Source organism: Psychrobacter sp. 72-O-c, assembly GCF_904846605.1.
GTDB lineage: Bacteria > Pseudomonadota > Gammaproteobacteria > Pseudomonadales > Moraxellaceae > Psychrobacter.
The window spans coordinates 97,067-111,522 of the sequence record NZ_CAJHBI010000003.1; the positions used below are offsets into that span (position 1 = coordinate 97,067).

General features: G+C 42.2%; 10 protein-coding genes and 1 tRNA gene. 10 read left to right on the forward strand and 1 reads right to left on the reverse strand.

All coding sequences use genetic code 11. The features are described from left to right. Positions 1–14: 14 nt before the first annotated feature. The gene (locus JMX97_RS01640; RefSeq protein WP_201554459.1) at positions 15–4,502 is read right to left on the reverse strand and encodes an exodeoxyribonuclease V subunit gamma; all 4,488 of its coding nucleotides are present in this window, start codon (positions 4,500–4,502) and stop codon (positions 15–17) included. Positions 4,503–4,942: 440 nt separating this feature from the next. Here JMX97_RS01640 and JMX97_RS01645 point away from each other — a divergent pair, with 440 nt between their 5' ends. From JMX97_RS01645 to JMX97_RS01690, 10 genes are all read left to right on the forward strand, one after another. Then, complete coding sequence (locus JMX97_RS01645; RefSeq protein ID WP_201554461.1) at positions 4,943–5,467, forward strand: hypothetical protein; 525 nt, start codon at positions 4,943–4,945, stop codon at positions 5,465–5,467. A gap of 80 nt (positions 5,468–5,547) precedes the next feature. Further along, on the forward strand, positions 5,548–6,324 hold the full coding sequence (locus JMX97_RS01650) for a hypothetical protein (RefSeq protein ID WP_201554463.1): 777 nt from the start codon (positions 5,548–5,550) through the stop codon (positions 6,322–6,324). Positions 6,325–6,387: 63 nt separating this feature from the next. Then, positions 6,388–6,463: transfer RNA gene (locus JMX97_RS01655), tRNA-Arg, on the forward strand. Between the two features lie 220 nt (positions 6,464–6,683). After that, positions 6,684–8,147, forward strand: coding sequence for a tyrosine-type recombinase/integrase (locus JMX97_RS01660; RefSeq protein WP_201554471.1), 1,464 nt, complete (start codon positions 6,684–6,686; stop codon positions 8,145–8,147). A 190-nt stretch (positions 8,148–8,337) separates the two neighbouring features. Beyond that, on the forward strand, positions 8,338–9,810 hold the full coding sequence (locus JMX97_RS01665) for a coiled-coil domain-containing protein (RefSeq protein ID WP_201554473.1): 1,473 nt from the start codon (positions 8,338–8,340) through the stop codon (positions 9,808–9,810). Between the two features lie 137 nt (positions 9,811–9,947). Further along, positions 9,948–10,244, forward strand: a complete 297-nt coding sequence (locus tag JMX97_RS01670; protein WP_201554474.1) for a helix-turn-helix transcriptional regulator — start codon at positions 9,948–9,950, stop codon at positions 10,242–10,244. A gap of 2 nt (positions 10,245–10,246) precedes the next feature. Continuing rightward, on the forward strand, positions 10,247–10,525 hold the full coding sequence (locus JMX97_RS01675) for a hypothetical protein (protein ID WP_201554475.1): 279 nt from the start codon (positions 10,247–10,249) through the stop codon (positions 10,523–10,525). Positions 10,526–10,719: 194 nt separating this feature from the next. Continuing rightward, on the forward strand, positions 10,720–11,130 hold the full coding sequence (locus JMX97_RS01680; RefSeq protein ID WP_201554476.1) for a hypothetical protein: 411 nt from the start codon (positions 10,720–10,722) through the stop codon (positions 11,128–11,130). After that, positions 11,123–11,476 (forward strand): CHC2 zinc finger domain-containing protein, encoded by a 354-nt coding sequence (locus JMX97_RS01685; protein WP_201554477.1) that lies wholly within the window; start codon positions 11,123–11,125, stop codon positions 11,474–11,476. The genes JMX97_RS01680 and JMX97_RS01685 overlap by 8 nt, the downstream gene beginning before the upstream one ends. A 2-nt stretch (positions 11,477–11,478) precedes the next feature. After that, complete coding sequence (locus JMX97_RS01690) at positions 11,479–14,259, forward strand: DUF927 domain-containing protein (protein WP_227671427.1); 2,781 nt, start codon at positions 11,479–11,481, stop codon at positions 14,257–14,259. Positions 14,260–14,456: the final 197 nt, after the last annotated feature.

Here is a 14,456-nt window from a genome sequence, read left to right on the forward strand (position 1 = left end):
ATGACTAAAGAATTTTATAACGGCTTTAAGGCGTCATTCATTGTGCCAAACAACGGCTTAGCCAATGCTGGTAAAGCATCCATCAACTTAGTAAAGACGTCTTGTTTATAAAGCATGTATTGCCATAACTCATGTTGTGAGCAGGTATCATAGATCACATCACTGTTATAACCTGACCATAGCCAGCTGTCAAAATCACTACGTTTGGGCTGATAATTGGACTGGCTGGCGTCATGATTATGGTTATGAGTATCGTCAGCAGCATCACTATCATTATTTTTAGGATCATTCATTTTATCAAGATACGTCATGGCATGAACCGGCAATATCGTCATTGGCGTCTTGCCAGCGATATGAGCAAACCTGACCCATTTAAGCAACTCCGTCAAGGCAGCATCATAAGCGATGGGCGCTAGTGAAAAAGCAGTCTTACCTTTATATTTACTGTGTTCATCGCTAGGCTTATTAAAGCGCCAAATACTCTTACCGTCATCAGCCGCTACTTGCGCTTCAGTGGTACGCCGCGCTACCTGCCAATAGACATGTGATAACCAAAAACGTAAAAGGTACTGCGTGCGCGCGCTATTTGGCAGGATATTTAACCAAAGCTTAGGTGATGTTAGTTCTGACTCTGATTCCAATGGTGGCGATACTTCTAATAGCGTTGACTTAGCACTATTAACTGGATTAATTTCTGTTGGAACGGTCCCTTTAATTTGTAATTGACCATAAGTATTTATATCAGCGGCATGAACAGTAATCATAGTTTCAGTAGACGGTGTCAATAACATGCTGCTGATATTTTCATTGCCATTACTATTGATATCAATACCCAGTTCAGACAGCTGTTCGGCGAACTCTTGGCACTGCTGGGCCATTTGAAGCTGTTGATAATGCAAGGTTGATTGACGAGCGACACCTGCTGGCATGACAGGGTCATACAAGAGAGCATTTAGCAGGTCAGTCTCTTGATTGCTTATACCTTTCTCAGTAACTTCGACGTTGTCTGCAGCATCAACTTTAGAGCTATTTTTAGAATTGGTTTCAGTATTGGTTTGTAGTTCACTGAGCAGCTGCGCATTTACCTTATAAGCACCCAAGCCTGATAAGGATAAAGGCTCTTGATGCACTATGTCCTTATCAGGTAATACGATATGCACTTGCTGTTCTTTTAAGAAGTGCTTTGCCGGATGACGGACTTGATAATATAAAGACTGCATATCGACTTGAGTGATATCAAAGCGAGCGTCAGCCTCATGATCTGACTCAATCCGCTGAGCAATATGGGCATAGTCCTCTTTGCTCGGTAGCTCGACTTTAACAGGGGGCGATATATCAGAACCATCTTGGGCTTGCAGGCGCTCAAATACATCATGCCAAACTCTCGCTGGAGCATTGGTTTGTTTCTGACTTAGTTTTTCTTTTTGCATGGCACGGCCTAGTAACCGTATCATTTCTTGTCCACTATCTTGTTCGCTATTTTTCTCAGACTCTGAGTTCTTTGAACTCTTAGCTGCTGGTGCACTCGACCCTTCCGACACTTCAGGCTGGATAAATACTTCGGTCGCAAATGGCAATGCCGGATGGCGGGTGACTAACCACTGTTCGATAAGTTTGGGCAGATAACGCTGCACCTGGGCGGTTAATACATCACTGCTGTCAAGATTGTTAGCATGTTGCTTACTATCTAAATCATTTAAATCATCTAATTTTTTTTGCTCGTCTATTAATGGATTCCATTGCCACGTCACTTCACCTTGTAAAAAGTGCAATAACTCACTCACGGGATTGGCAGGCAAGTGCTCATGGGTATCGGTTAAACGTTGCCCATTATAAAAAATCCAGCAGGCATTACGCGCGCACAATAAAGCGTCTAAAAACGCCCCATTATCATCATCTTCACTAAACCTGTCACCACGTTGTGCTAACCCGGCTTTCATTAAGTCATAACGATTATCACGGTCGCGACTGGGAAACTCAGATAAGTCCATATTGAGCATAACCACTAAGCCAAACGGTACGTTACGCAGTGCACCAAAACGCCCAAAAGTAATCACCCCAGTGGGCTCGGCACTAACTTGTTGGCTCTCAAGTTCATCCTCAATGCTGTCAAGCATAAAGCTCAGCTTTAGCGGTAAGGTACTAACTTGCGACAGCTTGGACTCAACTTGGTTGGCCTCGTTCTGTATGGCAGTTGATGAATCAAATGCATCATTCGGCGTAGAATTAGCCTGAATATCACTGTTTGCATGATAACGCTGGTAGTGACGATTGGCGCGTAGACTACTCTTAAAGCCGTTCATCGCATTAAAAATAGCACGCATAGGGCGTGTCTGATCAAGTGCACCAAAATAAGGATGGATAATATGATTCTCAATATTATTTAGCCAATCCTCAGCCTTATGACGGGCTTGATACTCATTTCGACACCCATCAAGTCCAGTATGAACACGGCATAGCGCCTCAATAATCGGCGCATCGCCCAAGCTAATCGCTGAGATGGGCACTGTTTTCTCAGCTAAGGTATTATCCTGCCAATGCTCAGGATACAAACAATCACTAATACTCGCTTCTGGCATTACCAAACCTAACGCCATTTGATCTAAAGCATAAGCAAAACTAAAACGATAATCATAATCTTGTGGGTCAAGCGTCTGCTGTAGATGCGCCTCATCAAATCCACGCACAAAACCTGCTTGCTCTAACAAGTCGCAAGCCCGACGCATCTGTTCATGGGTCAGCCCAAGACTCTCGTACAGTGGTGGTAGCATCAACCAATCCAACACTTCAGCGACCTCAAATCGTGCCGTGTCACTACCTAGTAAGCCATAAAAACCACGTATCGCTTCCCATAATTGTCGAATAGACTTATCGACCACCCCTGTCACCTTCGCCGGTAACGTCAGGCCATCCTGCCCTTCTCCGTTGACAAATACCGAGTTAATCAGTTCATGGTGACGATCAACGTCAGGTAATAGCACGACGATATCAGACAGATGACGCGGTCTACCGCTATCACTAGGCTCGTTGAGCCAACGCCCAATCATGCCGCGCAATACTTCAAGTTGGCGTTGTAAGTTATGGCAAGAATGAATACTTAGGCTATTATCATATTGCGACAATTGCCATTCACGAGATTGTTGGTTACGCTTACCTTCTAAAGTAGCATCGTCGTACCAGCCATCATTATTATTTTCATTGTTGCTTAGGCTATTTTTATCCTCTAACTCGTTTGCTGATATCTTTGAATTAGGTGACATCTGCGCGCCCAAGGCCGCACTCAATCGTCCAGCAGTCGTTTGCTGGGTTGCGCTCTCATCCAGCATCAATACATCCTGCTGTAAATGTGCGAGTAGACTAAGTGGTTGAGCACTGTTTTCTGAGTCAATATACTGAGCATCTTCATCGAACTTATCTTGCCAAACCAGTTCAAAGTCGTTTTGGCTTTCGTTACCAGAGAGACCTGCCAGCATCGCAAAAGTCTCACGCGATTGCTTGCCCAGACGTGACAGCAAGGTATGTCCATGATCTCGTAAAAACACGCTTTCAGGATTAATCACCTGTTGCCGCTGCAGCCACTGCTTATCGACAATATCTGCCCAGAATAATTGCGAAGGATTGTAATGGAGTAAGGTAATATTAATGTGCGTTGATAGGCGCTGCAAAAACGTCAGCTCATTTGGCGGCAACTGCTGAATGGTAAAAATATGCAGCTGGCTAGGTAATATGGCTTCAATATCTATCGCTGCGTTGTTAACCTTGTCCGACATAATCTGCCAAAACCTAGTCTCAATAGACGCACGATGCTCATAAACAGCAGCAAATAAAAGGCGCCATAGGTAGCGTTGTGCAGCTTCAAGCTCAGTATAATGAGCGACCAGCCAATCCGGGGTATCAGTAGCATATTTATCAAATTTCTTAGAGAGTTCGTCCTTTGCCGCCACCAATACCTCTACCTCTACTGCTTTATTTACCGACCACAGATCTAACCAATCTTCACGATGGTTTAGATAACGGCTAAATACTCGTGAGAAATCAGTGGCCAACGACCACAATCGTACATCTTGCTGGCTACGATCCGCTTCTGCATCCAATAACGCTGACAGCAGTGGATATAAGGGATGGCTGTCATTCGCCATAATGTCATTTTGGTAATAGGTAAAATAGCCAAATAACCGCCATTGCATGACTGAACCCGTTAGCACGGCGACCTCAGGTACGGTGATAGTCTCTTGTTCACGCTGTACGCTTTCAAGCCACGAATTATACTCAGCCAAAACTTTTTGCATCAATGTCCACTGATACTGCCCCCAAAACTTGGTGGTGACTAAGGTACTAATACCGGCTTGGCTAGCAATAGACTTATCCAACCAATCACCCAATACCATTGAAGGTACAATGACAATAAACTCTTCAAAAATAGGCTGATTTTTAGATTTATAAGCAATCAGTAATTGCTCAACCAAGCGTTCGGTACGGTGCGACTGAATAATCGTAAACATAGACAATAATCTGATTAAAATAGCGAGGTGGAAGAAAGAGTGACAAATACTAGTGGTTATAGGCGTAATGACAAGCGTCATTATTAAAGAGTTTTGTTAGGAAAGCTGATAAAAACGATGATACGCGCAGCACATAAACGAAGCAATAGACAACAATTATCAATCTATATTTAGCGGTCGTTCCTGCACACTATTTCTGCTAAAATGACGACCATAAAGACTATAACAATAGCGACAACTAAGCATAAATACCGATAAAACAGCAAGGTCCTCACTGATTAGTGTGCCACCGATTGTTGTGGTTTACCAGTATATAAGCTGGGAGTATAATGACTATACGACAATTAGTGTCGCATAGTCATTCAGGATTAATCATTACTATAATAACGACGCATCTGTATATTCCTTCAACGCTTTTAACAACGAGACAATTTAATATTATGCCCTTGCGTCCCATCGATGCCATTTTTTTTCACCCTGAGCGACGTCTCTATGTCGTATATTATCGTGGGGAGTTATGGCAATTACCGCGTATGAAAATTGATGATACCTCATGGCAACGTCGGCGGCCTTATAATGGGGCAATGAATGCGCTTTATCTCAGTAGCCATCAAGCGATCAATGATCCTGTATTAGCACAAAAATTACGAACATTGAATCTACCTCACGCGTTACGCGGTTGCACCTTACTGCGCTTTGAGGCATGGTGGGAAACACATGGTTTTGAATGGCTTAAAGATCAGTTGACTACAGGTCAGTCACCATTAGCCGCGCATGCAAAAACCGCTGACAATCAGTCTACGTCTAGTCTAAGTCACAAACCTGACCAACCTAATAGCGCTACTGATACTAATACTGCCAATCATACCAGTAACGACCAAAAGACCGCTCAAGCCCCATCAACAGATATCTTTGCCGATATGCTGGCAGACTTAGCGGATGAAGTGATGCATCAGCACCTTTAAGCCAAATAAAACGTCACAATCATTCAAGTTTTCGATTACACTGTTTTCGATTAAACTGATTAAAAAACGAGCCGTTAACTATGAAAGACTATAAGCTGCTATTGATTGGGCTCATCTTACTGCTGCTGATTGTCTTTATTGGTGTCTTCACATGGCTATGGCAAAGCAATCGCAAAAATATAGACCCACTACCGATTATGGCAAACGAAGACGCGAATGGTCAATTGTCTACCAATGCTTCAGAGGAGCCAGAGACAATTGACTCTAATATCTTATATATACAAGCAGAAAACAAACTACAAGTCCCCTTAGATGATGTCATCATAAGCTTTGAAAAGCGCTATCCAGATATGCAAGTCCTAGCCCGCTACGTACCCACCAAGAGGCTGCTTACTTTACCGGACACCAGCACCTCTGATAATAAACCCTCGCGCTTTCTCGTTAATATTGACCTCATTGTGGCTGATGATAGTTTCACCCAAACTCAGTTATCACCCCTACAGTCTTTAATTAATGAGGCTCAAACCAAGCTTAACCAAAGTAAAGTCAACGCCAATGGTATCGCGCAGGATGACACCGCTAATAACGAAGCACGCAATCTAGCTTCATTTAGCTATGCGTTAAAAGGTGAACAAGCCGTCGATGGTGTTATTTTGACCGATAACCCTATTGCTATTAGCTTTCGTAATTTTTTGCTTTCGAGTGTTGGGCAAGACATATTGAAAAAGTATGACTACAACAATATTGATGGCTATAAAAACAGCATGGATGACTTATTTAACCCCACATCACGCGCAAAATCAACGGTAGGTGAAAGTTCAGTAAACGTTGCTGATGCCCTCAGTAATGGCAAATAATACCTATTTACTTTTCGTTGATTGCTTTTTTAGATATTTTTTTCTACAATGGCACTCCTTAATGCGCCTATAGCTCAACAGGATAGAGCAGTTGCCTCCTAAGCGATCGATCCGAGTTCGAGTCTTGGTGGGCGCACCAATCATTGTATTTAGACATAACCTCGCATTACCTCAAACCCCCTGAACCCCTATCACACCTAGTTATCAGTCTTTATTAGACACTTGTCATTACCTCGTGTCACCTTTACAATGTTGTACATACTGATGTACATACATGAAATTATGATTATTTTGTTGTACACAAATCACTTTATTGTTGTACATGGTAATTAATAATTGTGGCTAATCGAGGTGTGGTAATGGCTGAGCGCAAAAACTATCTATTAAATGTCAACGGTGTAAAAGCAATTGCTAAGCTTGTGCCACCAGCTAAACGTAAAAGATATAGCGATGGTGATAGCCTTCATCTAGTACACGACCCAAAGGGTTCGCTGTACTGGGTAATGACATATCGTTATCAGTCAGATAAAGATATTAAGCCCAAACAAAAAACCTTTCACATTGGAACATATAGATCATCTAAGCAAGATGTTGATACCGTGTTCAAACCTGATGTTAGCCTTAAACAAGCCCGTTCTTTGCGTGATAAAGCTAAGGCATTACTTGCTGATGGTATTGACCCCGCCATTGATAAGAACAAGCTCAAGAATAGCGTTGAGCAAAAAGACTTATTCAATGTGATAGCGCAAAGCTATATCAATGATAAGTCGGACACCACACCCAAAAACGTGCAAAAACTACAGACCTACCTTGATAAGCATGTAGCGCCACATATCGGTGACTACCCTATTCAAGCTATCACGGCTCAAGATGTGATCAAGACAGGCTTAGCCGTACAAACGTACTTTGAGCAGCAAGGTAAATTGACAACAGACACCGCCCACAAGAGCGTGGCGTTTATAACGTCAGTGTTTGAGTATGCTATCAATACATTAGGCTATGACATTATCAATGTGGCTTACGGACGTAGTAAGGCGCTTAGAACCCATAAAGCTGAGCGTATGAAAGCTATTGAGCAACACCAATTCTCAGAGCTATTACGCAATATTGACAATTATGGTAAAGATAACCCGAACGGGCATGTGCAAACGATGGCAGGTATGCAGCTGATGACGCTATGCTTTGTCAGAACTAAAGAGCTACGTTTCTTCGAGTGGTCTGAGATTGATTATCATAAAAATGTGTGGCGCATACCAGCGCATAAGATGAAAATGCGTCAAGACCATATTATTCCGTTGTCACCACAAGCAATGGCTATCATTGAGCGTATGCGCCCACTAACGGAGCAGACAGGTTATGTATTCTATAACTTTGAGCGCAGTCAGCCCTATAGTGAGGTGTGGTTCAATCAAGCACTTAAGCGCATGGGTTATACAGGCGACCCTTACCCTAAGATGACAGGACACGGCTTTAGACAGCTTGCCAGCACGGGTCTATACGAGCTGCAATTCAATGATAATTTAATCGAGATACAGTTAGCACACCTCGAACAGTCGAGCGTCAAGAAGCGTTATGACTTATCAGCACATCTAGCTGAACGCCAAATGATGATGAATAAATGGGCGAACCATCTTGGTGACTTACGGGCTGGGAAGGCGGTTAGCTTTGATTTATTGACCCCTGATGAACTCGCTAAAGAAATGGATAGCCGTAATGAGCAAGCGAATGATATAGCACTGCATGATAAAGATATTTTGATAAAGAGCTTACGGGCACAAGGTGTATCGGCGGAGGTATTGGCTAAACTTGCCGAACAGCTTTAACAACATTATTCAACAAAACCGCTTCACTACTTATCGTCAGCATTGGACTGGCAAGCCGACATTGATAGCGTTAATCGCTGTCATAACCGATTGCAAGGCTAGGACTAATTACCCGAACGATAGCTAACGCATCCTTAAGCTGTCACTGCCTTGCACCTATTTTTATTTTAAGGGTGTAGAGGGTGCGATTGTGAGTTTAGTAGATAGGCTTATAGAGCCGACAAAAAACTATATTAATTTTAGAGACTTCATATTTCATTTATCAAGCGTCAATAATGAACCACTGTATGAAGTGGTCACTTATTTACTTCATCATAATTTAAACAATATAGGTTTTTATAATATTGATACAGACTATAAAATCATAAGGTTTGATTCCTATGAGTTTAATAGTGTCACAGAGTTTTTAGAAGAGATTCAAAAGGCTCTTTCGTTCAGTGCTGAGGAATGGATATTCAATAGTAGCGAGAGTTTAGATGAATTAGCAGACAACGATAGAAGAAAAATAACAAATACTGTCATGAAAGCTGTGCAATCTTTTTTAAAAAAATCCGAGCTTTCAAGTTTTGAGCCGTTAGAGGGTTTATTGCATTTTGACAGTGATGTAAATAACGATGTTACTGCTAATTTGAACAATAATAGTCTAGCCAGCTACTTGACGGAATATAACTTACCGCAAGTAGTAGCATTGATTTTAAATATTGATTTAAGTGATATAACTGTAAACCGAAACAATAGTTATATCAACAATAAGACTGATTACGATGAAACTTACTACCATAAGTTTGAAAACTTATTACAGTCTTATTCAATAGCGGCACTTAACCATAAACCAGATGGGATAAACTTAGTTGCTCGTAGAGACGAAATACTTCAAGGCTTGACTAGACCTTATGCAGACCTCGAAGAAACTAATATCAGCAGAAACAAACTTGCAGATTATTTAGTTAGCATAGGATATAAGCTAGATAAACTGATTGCTAAGCAAAAACCACTTCATATAAAAGATAACAGTTATGAAATAGAAAGTAACGACTTAGACAAGCCAGATATATATTATCAAAAGCGCATAGCTGAACTTGAACAACGACTAGCAGACAAAGAAGCTGATAGCATCTTTGTGATGAGCAATGCAACAGTAGAGCAAGCGGAATCAAAAGCCAATCAACAGGTTATTAACGAGCTTAGAGAACAGTTAGAAAATGTACAAACTGATAATAACGACTTGAGTAATAGATTGAACACCGTTAGAAATACTTATAGGCTTCAAAAAATCGAAATAGATGACCTCAAAGAGCAACTCAAGGAAGTGAACGCTGGCAATGATCAGCTAAGCCAGCAAGTAGACAAACTGGCTGATACAGCACAAGATCATCTATATGACTGGCAAGAAATGGATAAAAATCAATATCCTCCAGAACTACATTTAACTATTGAGGTATGGAAAGAATACTATCAAGCTGATGTTATAAAACATATCACACAGTTTGATACTAGCAAATTTAATAAGATAGCCACTGGACATAAATTAATTAACGGAAACTTAAAAGATAGAATTAGAACTCTTTTGACACCTTTAGATCGCAAGACGAAAGCACCGCAACTTATGAAGTCTTTGAAGGTTATTGATCTTATTCACACTGATAAATTAGAGCAGGATTAAACAAGGTAGCACCTTAACTAGATGCCACTGCCTTAACTAAGCACCATTGCCTACCACCATAGCCCTTCCCTTAACATTCACTTCATAGCAACCAGCCATTACCGGCTATTCCCTTAACCGCTATGGAGTGAATTATTATGACCTTAGTTGATCAGTACCTAAGAATGGCAAACCTTGCCAATCAACCCGCTCGCACCGCTAAGACCTACACCACCGCAGCAGGTCAACAGCGCACCGTCACCGCCAAAGCTGCTACCCGCGGCATTACCGGTTTTTCTGCTAAACACATCTATCATCTAATCAATCAAAACCAATTCCCAGCCCCTGTGAAAATCGGGCGCGCTAGTATATGGCGCTTGTCTGAAATTAATGAGTGGTTAGACAGTCACACCACACAAGCAGACGTCCAGTCCAACGACATGGCGAGCGTGTAACTATGAGCCAATTTAATGAACGCTTAGCACCTCGCCTAGTGGCAGCCGATAGTCATACTTTGTCAGTAGTGGACGACTATATTCAGAGATTCTCAGATGACTTTGAAAATCTATCAATGGCACTTAATACAGTTATTGCAGACGACCCAGCAAGCAATGGCGTGTTAGTCGCGGTAAGAACTGCCTTACTCGCTAATAGTGAAAAAGCTGTTGGCTTGAGCGAAGGCATTATGGAGCAGCTTATTTTATTGCCTGAATTGGAGGTGAACCCTTATGAGTAGCAATGACCACAATAGCAATTCAAATAAGTCTAAACCCTACGCTGGCAAGTTGATCGCTAAACGTATATCAGTGTATGCACCAATCCTTTCAATACTATTACTAGCGATAGCATCTTGTCCTCAGGCACGAACAACTACTAATCCTATAGTGAGTGATAACAGCCCTGCTACTCAATATTTAGGAGCTAGCCATTATGGATAATTCAATCAGCACGAGCCAAAAAAATAACAGGTCTACTCTTAACACTGCCACTAATCGCGCCTTAGACGGCGTATCTGATAATGGCTTGTCTATTGCTCAAACCAGCAAACGTAAGGTTATCGACTTGACCATCCCGCATGACGACGAAGTGATTTTAATGCCGTCGATGATGCTATCTGATATTGCTTGTGGTATTGATGGCGTAAACCGTCATTTAGATAGTGTTGGTCATTTGCTCTACCTAATCTATCAACGCCAAATTACAGAGCCGCAAGCTATTGCTATGGCAAGTTTGGCTCATGATTCAGTCAATACGTGGTCGAACCTGCTTTACAATCAATTGGAAGCAATTAAAGAACCATTGGCCCAAAGCGCCTTTGGTAAGGTGAATGCTAATGACTGATTTTATCCGCTTGCACTTATCCCAAATTAGACAGCAACAACAAGCTACTAGACCGACTTATCAATCACAACAGCGCGGTATTATTAGTAAGTCACGCCTACCGAATACGTATGAATTTTATAGTCGTTTCGATATCACTATCAAAGGTAGCAAAGGGTGGCAGTTGGTCAAGTGTGCGTTTCATAACGATACCCACGCATCAATGGGTGTGAACCGTGAGCATGGCGGTTATAAATGTCACGCATGCGGCGCTAGTGGTGACCGCATTGGTTTTTATATGCAATGGCATAGCACTACATTTATCGAAGCATGTAAGGCGTTAAATTTGATTGAGGGAGCACAATGACTATGGATAATAATGACATAATTAGACAGGTAGAAACGTACGTAGCTAAGATAAGTAAACCCCAAATAGATAAAGGTTTTACACGTAAAATCCTACATATCTACGCTGACGCCGATAGTAAATTCATTTATGGCAAACTACGATTGAAGAATTTAACTACTGGTGATAAATATATTCGCTCTATCAGTCAAGACAGCGCCGGCATGTGGCAGATGAAAGATCCTGATTTTAAAGAAGTCTATTCAGAGGGTGGCGGCAAAAAGCCGCTTTATCGTCGGCATGACCTTGCTTGTGATACTGAAGCCGTGGTTTATATATTTGAGGGTGAACAAAAAGCCGATCTCGCTAATGAGTTTGGTTTTATCGCCACTACATCCGGTGGCAGCACACAAGTTAATAACTATCACTGGTTGCCATTAGCAGGGCGTGATATCTGTTTATGGGCTGATAATGATGCAGCTGGAGTGCAATGGCTAGAAGGTGTTTACAAAGAACTAAATGCCATAGGTGCACGTATTAAAATTATTGATATTGATGTGTTGGGACTTGCTGAAAAAGGCGATATCGTGGACTGGGTAGAGTTGCAGCGACAAGCTGATCCTGATATTACCCATCAACAATTGGCAGGCAAAATAAAAGAGCTGGACACCCTGACAGATGAGCAGCTCTCAATAATTCTAGCAGATGACCTACCAGAGCCATCAAGCGATAGTATAGCAGTAAGCTATCCAGAATGGCGTAAAGATACCCAGCTCAATGAGCCCATGGTTCATGAAGGCGGGCGTTTTGAACTATACTCCGACGGGCTATTTTTTGTGAAGTATGATGACAGCGACCCTACTAACATTTTGTTTAAGTTAAAAATGTTTATTTGTTCGCCGCTTGAAGTTATAGCTACAGCGCGTGATGCTAGTAACAAAAACTGGGGGCGACTATTAAAATGGCATGATGCTGATGGTGTAATACATCAATGGTCAATGCCAGTGGCTTTACTACAAAGTGATGCGCGAGAGTACCGTCGCGAGCTTGCGAGCCAAGGCTTAAATATTACTATCAATCGCAAGCAGCGTGATTATCTAGACGCCTACATTCAAGACTATCCAAGCAAAAAACGAGCGCGATGCGTCACAAAACTAGGCTGGCATGGTGAGCAATATGTATTACCAGATCACACGCTAGGCGGCGCTGTTGACGCTAATGAGGTGATTGTCTATCAGTCAGCACATGCAATCGACAGCACATTATCGCAACAAGGAGAATTAGCTCAATGGACTGATAAGGTATGCAAACCAATGGCAGACCAAAGCCGTTTGGTTTTCTCTCTTTGTTGCGCTTTTGCAGGACAATTACTGGAGCCCCTAGGCAGTGATGGAGGTGGCTTTCATTTTATGGGCTCATCAAGTATGGGCAAATCAATATCGCTTAAATTAGCGGCTAGTGTCTGGGGAAACCCTGAAAGATACGTTAAGACATGGCGTACTACAGACAACGCATTGGAGGGAACTGCAAGCGAATATAACGATAGCTTTTTAGGGCTTGATGAAATTAGTGAATGTGACCCAAAGAAAATAGGCAATATTATTTACATGCTATCCAATGGACAGGGTAAAGGCAGAAGCACTACTACAGGGCAGAATCGTACAGCCAATAAATGGCGGCTTATATTCTTATCTAATGGTGAAAAGTCCGTACAGCAACAAATGGCAGAAGTAGGACAGAGTACCAACGCAGGCATTGAGATACGCACCGCCCATATCGATGCAGACGCTGGCAAAGGCTATAAGATGTTTGATAGTCTAGTATTGGCAAACAGTGGCGCAGCACAAGCCGATAAGCTGACAGAGCTATCAAGCACTTATTATGGAACTGCTGGCATCGCTTGGCTTGAATATATTACTATGGATAAGGCAGCGACCACCATCACCGCCAAGGCATTGATTGATGACTTTATGAACCAATACGACAATCTAGCACCACAAGCCCATAGAGTGGCTAAACGCTTCGCTATCGTGGCTGCTGCTGGGGAAATGGCAACGCTAGCAGGTATTACAGGCTGGCAAGCAGGACAAGCGGCGGCGGTTAAGGTATGCTTGGACAATTGGCTTGATAATTATGGCCGTGATGGTGAGCAGGAGCAGCGCCAAATCATTAAACATATTCAGGCCTTTATTGAACAGCATGGGTCAAGTCGCTTTGAACCGCGCCGTAGTCACCGATGCCCAGATTTTGAACCTAAAACCTCTAACCGTGTAGGCTATCGTAATACTAATACAGGTGATTATTTATTCTCAGTGAATACCTTTGATATGGAAATCTGCCCACCTTTTAATGCTAAAAAAGTTTTACAGGTATTAGATGAGGCCGGTCTTTTAATACGTAATCAAGGTGACCGCAAAGCATACAAATCACCAAAAACACTTTTTATAGAACGCGATCCCTTTTATGCGGTTAAAGCGCACATATTAAGTTACGAAGGCGATAAAGCCACTGGGACAGATGGGACAAACGGGACAGCCCATATACAGCAAGCTTTAGACACTGTCCCACATCTTAAAACCCCACTGAGACCGTTGGGACAACTAGAGCCGCACCGTGATGAAGCGTCCCAATTGTCCCATAGCCAAAAAAGCACTGGGACAGCCATAAACCCAGTAATCACGGGCACTGTCCCGCTGTCCCAAGCGTCCCAGTCTAAAAAGGTAGGTACGGTAAAGCCGCAGTCATTTATCAATGAGCCTGATAATGAGATACCACCATTTGGTAGTGTAGGTAATTACTCATAAGCTATTAGACGTACACCATGATGGTGAACCCTGATCATAAACCTAAAAGGTAGGCTTTAATTGCCTGCCTTTTTTTATAATTGTTAACAGATGGAAAGGTATAGTTCAAAGCTGATGATAAGTAGGTATTTAAATAAACACATTCCTTTACGAGTAGTAGTCACCGAAGCCCGCATACTTGCCAGCGAACTGTTATT